The 15,668-nt window shown below is 63.8% G+C and carries 11 protein-coding genes; all 11 read right to left on the bottom strand.

From position 1 onward, the window contains the following. Positions 1-21: 21 nt before the first annotated feature. Positions 22-981: a TAXI family TRAP transporter solute-binding subunit gene (locus J2X53_RS14305; protein ID WP_349038163.1), complete on the bottom strand. Its 960-nt coding sequence runs from the start codon at positions 979-981 to the stop codon at positions 22-24. A gap of 271 nt (positions 982-1,252) precedes the next feature. Beyond that, the gene (locus J2X53_RS14300; RefSeq protein ID WP_349038162.1) at positions 1,253-3,349 is read right to left on the bottom strand and encodes an exonuclease domain-containing protein; all 2,097 of its coding nucleotides are present in this window, start codon (positions 3,347-3,349) and stop codon (positions 1,253-1,255) included. A 3-nt stretch (positions 3,350-3,352) separates the two neighbouring features. Beyond that, entirely contained in the window at positions 3,353-3,745 is a 393-nt protein-coding gene (locus J2X53_RS14295) for a response regulator (RefSeq protein WP_118149868.1), read from the bottom strand. A 14-nt stretch (positions 3,746-3,759) separates the two neighbouring features. Next, the gene (locus J2X53_RS14290) at positions 3,760-4,281 is read right to left on the bottom strand and encodes a hypothetical protein (RefSeq protein WP_349038161.1); all 522 of its coding nucleotides are present in this window, start codon (positions 4,279-4,281) and stop codon (positions 3,760-3,762) included. Positions 4,282-4,284: 3 nt separating this feature from the next. Beyond that, positions 4,285-6,108, bottom strand: coding sequence for a DUF294 nucleotidyltransferase-like domain-containing protein (locus J2X53_RS14285; RefSeq protein WP_349038160.1), 1,824 nt, complete (start codon positions 6,106-6,108; stop codon positions 4,285-4,287). A 57-nt stretch (positions 6,109-6,165) separates the two neighbouring features. Beyond that, positions 6,166-8,121, bottom strand: a complete 1,956-nt coding sequence (locus J2X53_RS14280; RefSeq protein ID WP_349038159.1) for a sodium:solute symporter family protein — start codon at positions 8,119-8,121, stop codon at positions 6,166-6,168. 13 nt (positions 8,122-8,134) lie between these two features. Then, positions 8,135-8,392, bottom strand: coding sequence for a DUF4212 domain-containing protein (locus tag J2X53_RS14275; protein WP_349038158.1), 258 nt, complete (start codon positions 8,390-8,392; stop codon positions 8,135-8,137). Between the two features lie 60 nt (positions 8,393-8,452). Further along, complete coding sequence (locus tag J2X53_RS14270) at positions 8,453-9,124, bottom strand: adenylate kinase (protein ID WP_349038157.1); 672 nt, start codon at positions 9,122-9,124, stop codon at positions 8,453-8,455. 17 nt (positions 9,125-9,141) lie between these two features. Then, complete coding sequence (acs, locus tag J2X53_RS14265; protein WP_349038156.1) at positions 9,142-11,106, bottom strand: acetate--CoA ligase; 1,965 nt, start codon at positions 11,104-11,106, stop codon at positions 9,142-9,144. Positions 11,107-11,460: 354 nt separating this feature from the next. Then, positions 11,461-13,128, bottom strand: coding sequence for a SulP family inorganic anion transporter (locus tag J2X53_RS14260; RefSeq protein ID WP_349038155.1), 1,668 nt, complete (start codon positions 13,126-13,128; stop codon positions 11,461-11,463). 163 nt (positions 13,129-13,291) lie between these two features. After that, the gene (locus J2X53_RS14255) at positions 13,292-15,580 is read right to left on the bottom strand and encodes a glycosyl hydrolase family 28-related protein (RefSeq protein WP_349038154.1); all 2,289 of its coding nucleotides are present in this window, start codon (positions 15,578-15,580) and stop codon (positions 13,292-13,294) included. Positions 15,581-15,668 lie beyond the last annotated feature (88 nt).

Below are 15,668 nucleotides of genomic sequence, written 5' to 3'. Positions count from 1 at the left end.
CCCTTTCCCGTTTTTCGCGGGTTACTGGATCAGCCCGGCTTCGCGGTAATAGCGCTCGGCCCCCGGATGCAGCGGCACCGGCATGCCGTCGAGCGCGGTGTCGAGCGAGATCGCGCTCGCCGCCTGATGCGCTGCGGCCAGAGCGGGCAGGTTCTCAAACAGCAGTTTGGTCATCAGATAGGCGGTTTCGTCATCCACATCTTCATGGGTCAGAAAGAAGTTGCCGACGGCGAGGGTCGGGATATCCTCGGTCTGGCCCTCATAGGTGCCTGCCGGGATCATCGCCGACAGATAGGGCGCGCCCAGCGTGTCTGCCACCTCGGCCGGGACCGAGACGATGGTGGTGGGCACCGAGGTCGCCAGATCCTTGAGCGAGGATACACCAAGGCCCGCCGACTGCAGCGTGGCATCCAGCTGGCGGTTCTTCATCAGCTCGACCGATTCCGCAAACGGCAGGTATTCGGTCTTGCTCAGATCGTCATAGCTCATGTCCAGCGCGCCAAGGATCGCGCGGGCGTTGAGTTCGGTGCCCGATTTTGCCGCGCCCACCGAGATCGACTTGCCCTTGAGATCGGCGACGGTGGTGATGCCGCTGCCCGCGCTTGCCGCGATCTGGATATAGTTCGGATAGGCCGCAGCAATGCCGCGCAATTTGGTCAGCGGCGCGTTGAAACCGGCGTCGGCATCGCCTTCCCACGCCAGTTTGACCGAGTCGCCCAGAGCGATGGCAAACTCGCCCTTGCCCTGTTGCAAAAGGTTCAGGTTTTCAACACTGGCCTTGGTGGCCTGCACCTGCGTGCGCGCGCCTTCGATGCCGTCGGCATAGATCTTCGACAGGCCGACGCCGATCGGATAATAGACCCCCGACGTGCCGCCGGTCAGGATGTTGATGAATTGCTCGGCCTGCGCCGCCATTGGCACAACAGTCAGCGCCGTGCAGGCGACAAGCGCGCGAAACCCGCGCGTTACGGAAATGGTCATGTGATCCTCCTCTGATCCGGGCAGGGTATCCCGCCCCTCCTCACCCCGGCTCCTCAGCGGGATAGGGCAGTCTGGCCCGGTCAGGGGGGTCTGGGAAGGGGGTTTGGGGGGGGCGTGCCGGGTTTTGTCGCAAGCAGCCGCCATGGTCCGGGCAGAAATCCGCCACAGGCGGGGGCCGTCCTGCACACGGAACGCTGGCGGAGAGGTGCGCCTCCGGCGGGAGTATTTTTGCCAAGATGAATGGCAAAGGGCGGTGGAAGGGGGCAGAGGCTCAGCTCTGATCCGCAAAGCTTTCGTTCAGATCCTTGAGCAGGCGGCCATGGCGGCGCACTTCGGACAGGACCGCGCCAAAGGTGTCAAAGCCCCTGCCCTGCAGCATCGGCACCAGTTTGAGGAAGGCATCCGCCGTGGCGATGGTGTCGCCGATGGCGGTGTGGCGCGCCTCTTCGGGGATGGTGATGCCCAGGCGGTGCGACAGCGCGTCAAGGCTGTGAACCTCGTGCTGGCCAAAAACCACCGCCGACAACAGCACGGTATCAAACACCGGGTTGTCAAAGCGCAGGCCAAGGGTCGGCTCCAGCCGGCGCAGAAATTCCATGTCGAACGGGGCGTTATGGGCGACCAGCACCGCGCCTTCGGCGAATTTGTGAAAGCGGCTGGCCACCTCTTCGACAAAGGGGGCGTCCTGCACCATGGCTTCGGTGATGCCATGCACCTCGGTCGAGCTGAGCGGGATCGGGCGGCGCGGGTTGACGAGGGTGTTGAACACCTCACCCTCGACCCGGCGGCCGTTGACGATGCGGACGGCGGCAATCTGCACGATCTCGTCCCCCTGCCCCGGCAACAGGCCGGTGGTTTCGGTGTCAAAAACCACATAGGTCAGGTCGTGCAGCCGGGCATCCTGTACCTTGGCGTTGCGGGCTTTGGACAACAGGTCAAAGTCATAGACCACCGGGCGCGCGACGGGTTCGGGGCGGCGCACCACGCGGCGGGCTTGCGGGATCGGCATGCACAGGCTGTTTTCGCCCTGCCCGGCCGCTTCGGGCCAGATCTCGGTCGCGTGGGTGGCGAGGACCGAGCGGCGTGGCATGGTGGTGATGCCCGGTTCCAGCGGGGCGTCAAGCCAGGTTTCCAGCTGCGCCATCGGCAGCGCCTCGCCCTGCCAGACCAGCCGGATCAGCGCGCCGGTGCCGTCCTCCTCGATCTGCAGCCGGAAGGCGCGGGCCAGGCCCGAACGCGCCATCGCCTCGGTCAGGCCGGACAGCAGGGCGATCACCTCGAACCCGTTGCAGCGCAGCAAAAGCGCGTCGGTCCGGGTCTCGGCGGTCAGGCCGTCGCCCTCCATCCGGGCGCGCAACCCGTCAAGGAGGTCAGAGGCGCGGGTCATCGCCAGCGACCAGCCGTCGCTGCGGCCCTCATCATGGCGGCGGCTGAGGTCGGTGACGGCGGTGGCCAGCGTTGCCACCTCTTCGCGCAAGGCGCGGTCGAGCTTGCCGGGGGCAGACGCGCCTTCGGGGATGGCGGCCATCAGGGTGGTGAGGTTGGCGGCCGGGCGGCGCACGCGGTCAAACACCTCGGCCAAGAGCGCCTCACGCCGGGCATGGGTGGCGTGGTCGGCGGTGACATCGCGCAGGGTGAGGACATAGCCGGGCACGGTGCCGTTATCCGCCGCCATCAGGCGCATCCGCGCCGACAGCACCCGGCTGCCGGTCAGGGTGGCGCAGAGCAGGTCAGAGGCGGCGTCGCGGTCGCCGGTGGCGATCAGGCGTTCGTGGGCCAGCAGGATCGGGCCCTCGCGCAGATAGTCGAACAACCGGCGGTCCAGCCCCGGCGCGGCCATGCCCGCGCCCATCAGATCCACCGCCTGCCCGTTGTAAAACGCCAGCGTATGATCGCCCGAACACAGGATCACCCCGGCATCAACATCCGAGAGCAGCGTTTCCAACCGCTGCTTTTCGACCGTCAGCCGGGTGGTTTCGCGCGCCACCGCCTCGGCCAGAGCGTTGCGGGTTTCCGAGAGCGAGGCGGCGGCGGCTGTGGCGGCGGGGGCCAGATCGCCGAGGTATTCGGCAATCCGCGCGTCGATACCGCCGGTCACATCGGAATGCGCCCGCGCGCGCAAAGCACCGGCCAGGGAGTCGATGGGGCGGGCCACATTGATGTCGAACAGATACCAGACCCAGGCCACAACGCCCAGACTGACAAACCCGGCCACCACGCCGCCCTGCACAAACGCCTCCAGCGTCTCTGGCGAGCCGAGCCGCCGGTAGCCCAGCCACAGGCCCGCACTCAAGGCCGCAAGCGCGCCTGCGGCCAATCCGGCAAACAGCAGGAATATCCGCAGCCGCAGGGACAGCGCGCGCAGCACCGCCTAGGCTTCCGTGACCAGAAGGCGGCGCACCTCGGCGCGCAGCTCTTTCAGCTCAAACGGTTTCGAGATGAAACCATCCGCCCCGAGCGCCAGCCCCTTGCGCCGTTCGATCGCCGATCCGCGCGCGGTCATCATCAGGATTTTGACATCTGACAGGGTCGGGTCCAGCCGCACCCCCTGACAGATCTCGTACCCCGACACTTCGGGCAGCATCACATCAAGCAGCACCAGATCGGGATGCGTGTCGCGGATGCGCGCCAAAGCATCGGCCCCGTTGGCGATGCGGTCATGGTCATAGCCTTCGCGCGTCATCAGATAGTCAAGCGCGATGGCAATGTTATCCTCATCCTCGACCACGAGGACGCGGTGCCGTCTCCCCCCTTCGGCCGTCATCTCTGCCTCCCCCTTCAGGCTGCCGTGCAGGCAGCCGCTTGAAATCCGTCGCCTTCGGGCGCGGTCACCCAATCGGCCCCTTGCAGGGTGCCGTCTTCGGAAATCTGCACTCCCTCGGTCACCAGAACCTGCTGGCGCTGGGCACAATCAAACACCATCAGCGCGTCGGTCACCGAACGCCAGCGGGCAAAGTTGAACAGCTTGGCCATGCGCAGACCCGGGTTGTTCGGGTGTTGAGCGATAGCGCGGGTGTCCATGGCGACAAAGCGGGTGGTGATCGGCGCGATCAGGGTCCAGGGCCGCAGGGTCATCACCTCTTCGGACAGCCAGACCACCTGTACCCCTTCGGGCAATTCGGCGCTGACCCGGTTGAACCAGTCATATTCCAGCCAGATCGTGGTGCCGATCAGGCCGACAGCCGCAGCGACGGTCACCGACCAGTTGGGCAGGCGGGTTCCGGTCAGTCTGCGCAAAAGATGCACCATGCCGCCAAGGGCGACAGCGGCGACGATTGCAGCGAAAAATTCAAAGGCCATTCATCAACTCCGGGTGCCGCGGGTCTGTCCCACGGCTGATTGCATGGTGCGCACCACGACAAAAGCGTCGCGCAGGTGGCTTCGCTCAAAGTCGGACATATCCGACGGGGCGAGGAAATTGTCGGGCTTGCGCCCCGACCGCACCAGCCGCGCCTGATTTTCCAGCCGGGTCTGCGCGATCAGGTCATAGGCCTCCATCAGATCGCGCGCGCCCGAGACGCTGATCACGCCTGCCGCTTCGGCAGCATCCAGCCGGGCGCGGGTGTTCACCGGCTCCAACTGGCCGATCAGCGCATAGATGCGGCCCAGATCCACCACCGGCACCACGCCGTTCAGCTTCATGTCGATGTGGTTCTTGTACTCACCCGAGCGGATGGTGGCAAAGCCGCGCAGCAGGCCCAGCGGCGGCGTGTGTTTCAGGCTGTTGCTAATCATATGCGCGACAAAGATCGAATTGCGGGCCGCCATTTCCAGCGTTTCATGCTGCAGATCGCTGAACAGGCTGGCCTGTCCGCCGATTGGGCGCAGGTCGAACATCACCGACGACAGCATCTGCGCCATCGGGTCCGGCGTCTGCACCCATTTGCGGAAATAGCTGCGCCAGACCCGCATGGGCTGGCACCATTGCGGGTTGGTCGCCATCATGTCGCCCGGGCAATAGACATAGCCGCAGGCATCCAGCCCGTCTGACACGATCTTCGCAAGGGCGTGAAAATACGCCATGTCGTCATCGGTCGCGGCATCGTCGATCATCAGGCAATTGTCCTGATCCGACACGCCGGTCTGCTCCTGCCGGCCCTGACTGCCACAGGCGAGCCACAAATAGGGCACCGGCGCGGGGCCAAGCTGCGCCTCGGCCATGGCCAGCAGGCGGCGGGTGACGGTATCGGCGATGTCGGTGATTAGGCGGGTGACCACCTCATGCGCGCTGTTGCCCCCGACCAGCTGCACCAGAAGGCGCGGAATGCGGGCGGTGACGGCGGCCATATCGGCCACGGTTTCCGCCGTGGCCGCGTCGCGCACCAGTTGCGCCGAGCTGACGGCCTGAAACCGGGTCAGGTCGGTCTGGGTGATCATGCCGACCAGCGTGCCGCCTTCGACCACCGGCAGATGCCCGATGCGGCGTTCCAGCATGATGTGCAGGATGTCAGAGCCCAGCGAGTCGGGGCGCAGCGACACCGGATCCGCCGTCATCACCTCGGCCACCGGGGTGGACGGGTCCAGCCCGTCGGCCAGCACCCGGTTGGTCATGTCGCGGGTGGTCAGGATGCCCAGAAACCGCCCGTCCTGTACCACGCCCAGCGACGATACCTTTGCATCGCGCATCTTTTGCGCGGCCGTGCGGACCGAATCCTGCGGCCCGACCACCACAGGTTTGCGCGCCATCAGGTCGCCCACCTTTTGCGTGGTCAGATCGCCGCCGCGCGGGTCGTGCCCGCGCCCCCGGCTGAAAAACCGCTCAAACGCCGGAGAGCTGGCCAGCAGCCGCCGGAACTCGGCCACCGGCAGCAGCAGCAGGACCGAGTCTTCGGTGACACGGGCAGCCGTCACGGCCAGCCCGTCACGCGCCAGACCACGTTCGCCAAAGCTGTTGCGGGGGCCAAGCAGCGAGATCACCTGACCGGAAGGGTCCTGCACCTCGACCGAGCCGCGCTTGATCAGGTACAGGCCCTTGAGCGGTTCACCGGCGTGATAGACTTCTTCTCCGGCGGCGTATTCTCTGCGGCTGAAGGAAGTGGCGACACGCGCCAACTCGTCCTGCGGCAGGGTATCGTAGGGATGGACCGTTTCCAGAAAAGCGATGATCGTCTCGACCGGGTGGTCCATGGCTTTGGTCCTTCCTGAGTTGCGCGCCCCCGGATGTCCGGGAGCGCGCGGTCGTTCTTAGTGGGCTGTTGCCGCACCGGCGCCTTTCGGCACGCGGATCGACTCGATCAGCTCAACCACATGCGCCGGCGGCGCTTTGGTGGCCATCGACACGATATAGGCCGAGGCGAAGTTGAGAACGGCACCGATGGTCCCGATCGACAGCGGCGAAATACCGAAGATGTAGTTCGCAGGGGTGTCAGGCAGCCAGTTGGTGCCGGGAACGAAGAACATCCCCTTGTAGGCGAAGATGTAGAGCGAGGTGAACACCAGACCCACCAGCATCCCGACAATCGCGCCTTCCTTGTTGATGCGCTTCGAGAAGATGCCCATCATCAGAACCGGGAAGATCGTCGCCGCTGCCAGACCAAAGGCCAAGGCCACAACCTGCGCGGCAAAGCCGGGCGGGTTCAGACCCAGGTAGGTCGCCACAACGATGGCAAACGACATCGCCACACGCGCGGCCAGCAGTTCGCCCTTTTCGCTGATGTTGGGGTTGATCGACCCCTTGATCAGGTCATGGCTGATGGCGGACGAGATTGCCAGCAACAGACCGGCAGCGGTGGACAGGGCAGCAGCCAAAGCACCGGCAGCAACCAAAGCCACAACCCAGGCCGGCAGAGCCGCGATTTCCGGGTTTGCCAGAACCATCATGTCGTTGTCGATTTTCGTCAGTTCGTTGCCACGCAGGCCCTGTGCGGCCATGGACTGGCCTCCGAGCTGCGCTTCGGCCAGAGCGGCGTCAACCGCGGTGGTGGCGGTCGCAACCGCAGCTTCCAGCGGCGCCTTGTCAGCACCCTCGGCAGCGTCGGTCAGGGCCTTTGTCGCATCGGCAAGGGCCTTGTTGGCAGCAACCAAAGCGGCGGGTTCGTTGAAGTACTGGATCAACCCGTCGCCGTTCTTGTCTTCATAGGCCAGCAGACCCGTGGTTTTCCAGGTGTTGATCCAGGAAAGCTCGGGCTTCGACTCGATATCAGCGATCGAAAGCGCTGGGGCCGAGAACGCCGATCCGGTCACTGCACCGGGCCAGAAGGTGGTGGTCAGGTTCAGTCGGGCCATCGAACCGACTGCCGGAGCAACCGTGTACAGCAGCGCGATGAACACCAGCGACCAGCCTGCCGACGACCGGGCGTCAGCCACTTTTGGCACCGTGAAGAAGCGGATGATGACGTGTGGCAGACCGGCGGTGCCGATCATCAAAGACATCGTGAACAGGAACATGTTGAACATGTTGGCCGATTCCGACGTATAGGCCTTGAAGCCAAGTTCCGTGACCACCTGGTCAAGCTTGGTCAGCATGGCCACGTCACCACCAGAGGGCGCATAGCCGCCGATCAGCCCGAGCTGCGGCAGGAACGACCCCGTCAGCGACAGCGAGATGAAGATCGCCGGAATGGTGTAGGCGATGATCAGCACGACATATTGGGCGACCTGCGTATAGGTGATGCCCTTCATGCCGCCAAGAACGGCGTAGGCGAACACGATCGCCGCGCCGATATACAGGCCGGTATCGGTGGAGACTTCCAGAAAGCGCGAGAAGGTCACGCCCACACCGCGCATCTGGCCGATCACATAGGTCACCGAGATGATGATCAGACAGATCACGGCCACAAGGCGTGCGCCGCCCGAATAGAAGCGGTCGCCAATGAATTCCGGCACGGTAAACTTGCCGAACTTGCGCAGATACGGCGCAAGCAGCAGCGCCAGAAGCACATAGCCGCCGGTCCAGCCCATCAGGAAGGCCGACTGCTCGTACCCACCGGCAGGCGCCAGGGCGATGATGCCGGCCATCGAAATGAACGACGCCGCCGACATCCAGTCAGCGCCCGTCGCCATGCCGTTCAGAACCGGGGGCACGCCCTGCCCGGCGGCGTAAAACTCAGCGGTCGTGCCCGCACGGGCCCAGATCGCGATCCCGATGTAGATGGCAAAGGTAATGCCAACCACGATCAGGTTGAGGGTAAATTGATCCATCTGTCCCTGTCCCTTACTCTTCGACGCCGAATTCTTTGTCGAGCTTGTTCATCTTCCACGCATAGACGCCGATCAGCACGAGGAAGACGTAAATCGACCCGTTCTGTGCAAACCAGAAGCCAAGGTCAGCGCCCCCGACCATGATGCCCTTGAGGGCTGGTCGCAGGATGATGCCAAGACCGAACGAGCAGAAGAACCAGACGGCAAGCGATATCAAGATCACCCGCACATTGGCTGCCCAGTAGGCCGAGGACGAAGTTCTGTCCGCCATGAGTTTTACTCCCTGTGTTTTGTCTCCACACCCGCACCCCCAGGGGGATACAGGCCCCCCTTAGTGCGCTGACACACCCGCGACGATGGCGCCCAGAGTCTGACGGATCGCGGCGATGTCACCCATCGCGTCGATCCGTTTCAGAACGCCTTTGCCATCGTAATAGGCGATCAGCGGTGCCGTCTGTGCGTGGTAGGCGCGCAGCCTTTCCCGCACGGTTCCGGCGTTGTCGTCGGCCCGGCGCTTGAAGCCCGTGCCGCCGCATTTGTCGCAAACGCCCGCAACAGCGGGCTGTTTGAACGTGTCGTGATACCCTTCGCCGCACCCGCCGCAGGTATAGCGGCCCGACACGCGACCGATCATCGCCTCGTCATCCACCTCCAGGCTGATGGCGGCGTTGACGCGCTGACCCGCTGTGGCAAGCAGCCCGTCCAGCGCCGCCGCCTGCGCGTCGGTACGCGGAAAGCCGTCAAGAATGATGCCACGGGCCACATCGGGCTGGGCCATGCGGTCGCGCAGGATGGCCAGCACGATGTCATCACTGACCAGCCCGCCTGCCTCCATGACCGCGCGGGCCTGCTGGCCCGCCGCGCTGCCCGAGGCAACCGCGGCGCGCAAAAGGTCGCCGGTAGAAAGCTGGACCAGACCGAAATCTTCTTCCAGCATCCGGGCCTGCGTGCCCTTGCCCGCGCCCGGAGGCCCGAGCAGGATCAGAACGGTGGGGGAGGACATGTCGCGCATCTCCCCACTCAGCCCCGGTTCATCCGGTTTTCGATCAGCTCATCGACCACCGACGGATCAGCAAGGGTCGAGGTATCGCCAAGCGCCGCGAAATCATTCTCGGCAATCTTGCGCAGAATGCGGCGCATGATCTTGCCCGAGCGGGTTTTCGGCAGGCCGGGCGCCCATTGGATCAGGTCCGGCTTGGCAATCGGGCCGATTTCGGTGCGGACCCAGGCCTCCAGCTCTTTGCGCAGGGCGTCGGTCGGGTCGATGCCGTTCATCAGCGTGACATAGGCATAGATGCCCTGCCCCTTGATGTCATGCGGGTAACCGACCACCGCTGCCTCGGCCACCGCCTCATGTGCCACCAGCGCCGATTCAACCTCCGCCGTGCCCATGCGGTGACCGGAGACGTTGATCACATCATCGACGCGGCCGGTGATCCAGTAGTCGCCATCCTCGTCGCGGCGGCACCCGTCGCCGGTGAAGTAATAGCCGCGATATTGCGAGAAATACGCCTCTTCAAACCGCTCGTGATCGCCCCAGAGCGTGCGCATCATGCCCGGCCAGCTGTCAGCGATGCACAGCACCCCGACGGCGGCGGTCTCGGTCTGAACCTCGGCATTGGCCGGGTCCAGCACGACGGGCTTGATGCCAAAGAACGGCTTGGTCGCCGCCCCCGGCTTTTGCGGAATGGCACCCGGCAGCGGCGTGATCAGGTGGCCGCCGGTTTCGGTCTGCCAGAAGGTGTCGACGATCGGACATTTCCCTTTGCCGACATGGGTGTTGTACCAGTTCCACGCCTCGGGGTTGATCGGCTCGCCCACGGTGCCCAGCAATTTGAGCGACGACAGGTCGTGCTTTTCGACCCATTCCGGGCCCATGCCCATCAGGCTGCGGATCGCGGTGGGGGCGGTGTAGAACTGGCTGACCTTGTGCTTGGCGCACACCTCCCAGAACCGGCCCGCATCGGGGAAGGTCGGCACGCCTTCGAACATGATCGTGGTCGCGCCGTTCGCCAGCGGGCCGTAGATGATATAGCTGTGACCCGTCACCCAGCCGACATCGGCGGTGCACCAGAACACATCCCCATCGTGATAATCAAAGGTGTACTGGTGCGTCATCGCCGCATAGGCCAGATACCCGCCCGAAGTATGCACAACCCCCTTGGGCCGCCCGGTCGAGCCGGAGGTATACAGGATGAACAGCGGGTCTTCGGCCCCGACTTCGACATAGGCGCAATAGGGTTTTGCAGCCGCCATCTCGGCCTTCAGGTCAACGTCGCGCCCCTGAACCCAGGTGGTCTGGTCGCCGGTGTGCTTGACGACAAGGCATTTCACCTTGTCCGAGCAATCGAACAGCGCCTTGTCGGTGTTGGATTTCAGCGCGGTTTTCTTGCCGCCACGCGGGGCGAAATCGGCGGTGATCACCACCTTGGCCTCGGAATCGTTGATCCGGTTGGCCAGAGCATCAGGCGAGAAGCCGGCAAACACCACCGAATGAATCGCGCCGATCCGGGCGCAGGCCAGCATGGCATAGGCCGCTTCGGGGATCATCGGCAGATACAGCACAACGCGGTCGCCCTTGCCCACGCCATAGGCTTTCAGCACATTGGCCATGCGCGAGGTGTTTTCCAGCAGTTGGGCATAGGTGATGTGCAGCGACGGCGTGGCCGGGTTGTCCGGCTCCCAGATGATCGCGGTCTGGTTGGCGCGGGTCAGCATGTGGCGGTCGATGCAATTGGCGCTGACGTTCAGCGTGCCATCCTCGAACCATTTGATCGAGACTTTGCCATAGTCAAAACTGGTGTTCTTGACCTTGGTAAAGGGCTTGATCCAGTCCAACCGCTGCGCCTGATCGGCCCAGAAGGCATTCGGATCGGTGACAGAGGCCTCATACATCCGCGCGTAGCCATCCGCATCGATATGCGCGTTGGCAATGAAATCAGCCGATGCGGTGTAGACGCCCGACGCTGAACCCTGATCTGTCATTTATATCTCCTCCTGCGCGGGCCGAATTTCGCCCGCCATCTGCAATCTTGCGGCATGTGCAGATGCCAACCAGATCGCCCTCTACCCTGCGCAAGTGTAACGCGCAGTCAATTTTATTGTAACCCCTTTTATTAAATGGATATTTCTGTAAATAAATTTTCTAATGATGTGCAAAATCTGAAAAATTCCGAAAACCGGCAAAAATTAGGCAAGCTTTTTCAAAGTGCTGCGCGTTCACAGACTGGTGAAGATGGTGTGAACGATGACGCAGCGTCAAACATGCATCTTCAACGCGTCTTTGACCTGTTGCCGCAAGGGAAAAACGGCGCCGCTGCCCGCCGAATCATGGTGGCGCTAACGCGCCGCTTCGGCCGTGGTCACGCTGTCCAGATCCGGCAGAAAACGCACCAACGGTTCGCGCACACCCTGTGCCAGCAGGTCACGGCGCACGTCGGGGCGGGTGCCGGTCAGGTACAGCTGCCCCCCCTTGCGCGCCACCTTGTGCGCCAGCAGTTCAAAGGCGCGCGCCCCCGAGGAATCAACAAACGGGACATCGGTAAAATCGACGACAAAGGCGCGCGGATAATCGGCGATCCGGTCCAGCACCGCACCCAGCCGGGCCGCAGCCCCAAAGAAATACGGCCCGCGCAGGCGGTACACCACCCGGTCACGGTCGCCCCCCTCTTCCGGTGACCATGTGCTGACCTGCGCCGGTTCCACCTCTGCCGCCTCGGACATGCGGCGGATGAACACCAGACCGCCCAGAGCAAAGCCCACCACGATGCCTTCGGTCAGGTCGCGGAACACCACCAGCAGAAAGGTCACGATGACCACCATCGCATCGCCCCTCGACGATTTCAGCAGACCCCAGAACTCTTCCTTTTCGGCCATGTTCCAGGCCACCACCGCCAGCAACCCCGCCAGAGCCGCCAGCGGGATGAAGGCGGCCAGCGGAGCCGCCACCAGCATGAAGCCCAGCACGAACAGCGCATGCAGCATGCCCGACACCGGCCCCCGGCTGCCCGCCCGCACATTGGTGGCCGTGCGCGCAATGGTGCCCGTGACGCAAAACCCGCCGAACAGCGCCGCGCCGACATTGGCCACGCCTTGCGCCACCAGTTCGGCGTTGCTGCGGTGCCGCCCGCCGCTCATCCCATCGGCCACCACCGCTGACAGCAGTGATTCAATCGCCCCCAGCAGCGTAAAGCTGACCGCATAGGGCAGCGCCGCCAGCACCGCATCCGCGCTCAGCCCCGGCAGCGCGGGGACAGGCGGCAGGCGCGGCAGATCGCCAAATCGCGAGCCGATGGTCTCTACCGGCAGGCCGGTCACAGCCACCACCACCGCCGCCGTCACAATCGCAATCAACAGGTTCGGCCAGCCCGGACGCAGCCGCTTTACCCCCAGGATCAGCGCAATCGTGGCCAAAGCCACCGCCAGCGCCGCCGGCGTCACCGTGCCCCGCGCGCCCCACAGAGCGCTGACCTTGTGCATAATTTCTGCCGGCTCCGGTCCGGTCAGGGTCAGGCCGAACAGATCCTTCATCTGACTGGCAAAGATGATCACCGCAATCCCGGCGGTGAAACCGACCGTGACCGGATAGGGGATGAACTTGATATAGGTGCCCAGCCGCAGCACGCCCGCCGCCACCATGAACAGGCCTGACAGAAAGGTGGCCAGGATCAGCCCCTCAACCCCGATCTGCATCACACAGGCCGAAACCAGAACGATAAACGCCCCCGCAGGCCCGCCGATCTGAAACCGGCTGCCGCCAAGGGCCGAGACCAGAAACCCGCCGATGATGGTGGTGTAAAGCCCGCGTTCCGGCCCGACCCCGCTGGCAATCGCAATCGCCATCGACAGCGGCAAGGCAACAATCGCCACCGTCAGCCCGGCCAGAACATCGGCGCGGAAATCCTGCGCCGAATAGCCCTCTCGCCACACGGTCACCAGTTTGGGCAGAAAATCATGAGCCATGTCAGCGGGTTTTCTGGTCGGCTGCTCTGAGGTTTTGTCGGTCATCTTGTTCCGTCTTTGTCCGGCCGGTCGCATCTGCCCCAGACAAGCGCTTCGCATCAGCGTGAGTCAATTGGATTGAGCCAAAGACCGGCAGGCTTTGTCCGGGTGCCCGCATGACAAAGGGGCGGCCCGACGGACCGCCCCTCTGCCCCATTGCCCGGCCCTGTCAGGTCGGATTGTCACAGCGGATCGTCGCCAGCACCTTGCCCTTGACCGCTGTCGGCCAGCGCAGATGCACCAGATTGCGCTCAGACCCTTGCTCGTTCTGGACAAAGGGCATCGCAAATTGCGCCACATTGGCGGTGTTGGTGATGGCGCCATCGGCCACCACACTTTGCGTAAGGCGCACCCGTCCGCCAAACGGCATGAATGCGCCGCCATCGACCACCCAGGTTTCGGCAGCCGTGTTCTGCGTATGCAGGATCGGCAGCGGGTTCATCACCACCTGGCTGACGCCGTTGAACGCATTCGCGCCAAAGTTCACGTTGCGGAAACGGCTGAAATCCAGCGTGCCATGCGTGCTGTCCACCGCCTCGGCCCGGTCGACAAAGCCATTGATGGCGCGGAAGGTGTTGTCCGAAACGCTGAGTCCATGCACAAACTGCCCCGATCCTTTGGGCGCAATCACGATCCAGCGGAACCATGGGGCCACGTCACTGGCAAAGAAATGGTTGGCCGCAATCGACATATTGCCAAAACTGAACCCCGAGACGAAATCAGGGTTGGCGTCGTGTTCGTTCGACCATTCAATAAAGCAGTTATCCACATAATTGCCGGTAAAGGTCAGCCGCGGATTGGTCTGGGTGACAATCAGACCGGCGCGGCGGATGCCCGCCGACGCGGTGTCCCCCTGAAAGAAGTGGTTGCCGCTGATCAGATGGCCGCCGCCATTGGCCACCATGAAATGCGCAAAGCGCACAATCCGGTTGGACCGGATCTTGGTGTCATTGGCATTGACGTTCAGCGCAATCGTGGTGCGGTCCTGCGCCAGCATGGCCTGTTCATTCGACCAGAACTGGCAGCCTTCAACGATCAAACCCTGACAGCCCGACCCGGTCGAGGTGATGCCGCGATCCTTTGGCCGGTTGAACACGCAGTCGCCGATCCGCAGGGTCAGGCCGACGCGGGGCAGCATGACACCCGAACATAGCCCGTTGCAGTTCAGGTCCAGCCGGTCGATCTCGAACCGCGACAGATCGTCAAAGCCCGAAAAATCCAGCAGGTATTTGTACCGGGTAAAGGTCAGCGTCCGGGTGCCCGCCCCGCCCCACAGGGCCTGGCTCAGGGTAACGGTTCCGGTGCCGACATTCCTGGCCACCACATAGATCTCGCGCCCGACGCCATTGCCGCTGACCCGCGCCCCGATGGGGATGTTGGCAACATTGGCCACGCCGGTCAGCAGGGTCGGGTTGGCCGGGTTATAGGTGGTGCCAGAGGTCACCGTCACCGTATCCCAGCCCGGCCCCGCCACCGCATTCAGCTGGCCATTGGTCAGGAACCGGCGCTGAGCAAAGGCGGTCAGACCCGCAATCGCCGCAACATCCAGCGGCTCGACCAGATCGACGCGGCGGTCAGACAGATCCAGCGCCACATGGTCGGTAAAATAGAACAGCGCCTGCAACGCCTTGCGAAAGCCCAGAAGCTCGCTGCCAAACGCGCTGGTATAGGTGTCCAGATCGTAATTGCGCGTCAGCGCCAGCCGCACGTTGTCGGGCTGGATCAGCGTGCCCTGAAACCGGATCGGATTGTTGATCGTCAGGTTTCCGGCAATGCGGTAGGTGCCCGAAGGCACCGTGAGGGTGCGGCCCTGCGCCGCGCTGTCGGCGGCGGCAAAGGCGGCGGTGTCATCGGTCGTGCCATCGCCCCGCGCCCCGAAGTCGCGCACGTCAACTGCATCAAAGATGTCGCGCAGATAGATCCCGGTCACATCCGAAATCTCGATATTGCTGATACGCACCACGCCGCCGTTTGGCCCGGTCAGGTCCAGCCCGATATGGCCATAAACCGCATTCGGCCCCCAGGCCATCGCGACCCCGCCGCGCCAGCCGGTCCCGATGATCGTGGCGAACTCGACCACCTGACCATATTGCGTCAGCGTCTGCGAAGGCGCCGACTGCACGACGCCGGGCACGTTGCTGCCGTCCGACCGTCCAGCCCAGCCCGCGATCCGCACCGAGGGGAAAGCGCCCGAAATGCACTTCACCCGGAACCGGACCAGCAGATACAATCCGGGCTGCATCGGGATCTGCTGAAAGCAGCGCAGCCTTTGCGTGGCTTCGGTTTTCTGCAACTCCATCGCGCCGCCGAAATCCTGATCCGCCGGAACGAAAGCCGCATTGGGCTGACCCGCATAAGACCCCTGCCCCGGCCGCCCGTCTTCGCGCGACCACAGATGCAGCCCCGCTGCGAATGGAGGCGGCATCAGCACCAGCCCGTCGGTAATCGCCTTGTTCATATCCTGAATCCTCGCTTGGTCCCATCGGCCAGCGGAATCCTCCCCGGCCATGCGAGGAACAGGGCTATCAACAATCGGTTAATGCGGG

This window comes from Pseudotabrizicola sp. 4114 (assembly GCF_031457365.1).
GTDB lineage: Bacteria > Pseudomonadota > Alphaproteobacteria > Rhodobacterales > Rhodobacteraceae > Pseudotabrizicola.
The sequence above is the reverse complement of the archived record's forward strand: the minus strand, read 5'-3'. Positions and strand labels throughout refer to the sequence as shown.

What these genes read in the sequence shown, in the direction of transcription:
- J2X53_RS14275 (WP_349038158.1), bottom strand. Translation starts at nt 8,392, where the DNA reads ATGGCGGACAGAACTTCGTCCTCGGCCTACTGGGCAGCCAATGTGCGG.
- J2X53_RS14260 (WP_349038155.1), bottom strand. Translation starts at nt 13,128, where the DNA reads ATGACCGACAAAACCTCAGAGCAGCCGACCAGAAAACCCGCTGACATG.
- J2X53_RS14270 (WP_349038157.1), bottom strand. Translation starts at nt 9,124, where the DNA reads ATGTCCTCCCCCACCGTTCTGATCCTGCTCGGGCCTCCGGGCGCGGGC.
- J2X53_RS14255 (WP_349038154.1), bottom strand. Translation starts at nt 15,580, where the DNA reads ATGAACAAGGCGATTACCGACGGGCTGGTGCTGATGCCGCCTCCATTC.
- J2X53_RS14280 (WP_349038159.1), bottom strand. Translation starts at nt 8,121, where the DNA reads ATGGATCAATTTACCCTCAACCTGATCGTGGTTGGCATTACCTTTGCC.
- acs (WP_349038156.1), bottom strand. Translation starts at nt 11,106, where the DNA reads ATGACAGATCAGGGTTCAGCGTCGGGCGTCTACACCGCATCGGCTGAT.
- J2X53_RS14285 (WP_349038160.1), bottom strand. Translation starts at nt 6,108, where the DNA reads ATGGACCACCCGGTCGAGACGATCATCGCTTTTCTGGAAACGGTCCAT.
- J2X53_RS14290 (WP_349038161.1), bottom strand. Translation starts at nt 4,281, where the DNA reads ATGGCCTTTGAATTTTTCGCTGCAATCGTCGCCGCTGTCGCCCTTGGC.
- J2X53_RS14305 (WP_349038163.1), bottom strand. Translation starts at nt 981, where the DNA reads ATGACCATTTCCGTAACGCGCGGGTTTCGCGCGCTTGTCGCCTGCACG.
- J2X53_RS14295 (WP_118149868.1), bottom strand. Translation starts at nt 3,745, where the DNA reads ATGACGGCCGAAGGGGGGAGACGGCACCGCGTCCTCGTGGTCGAGGAT.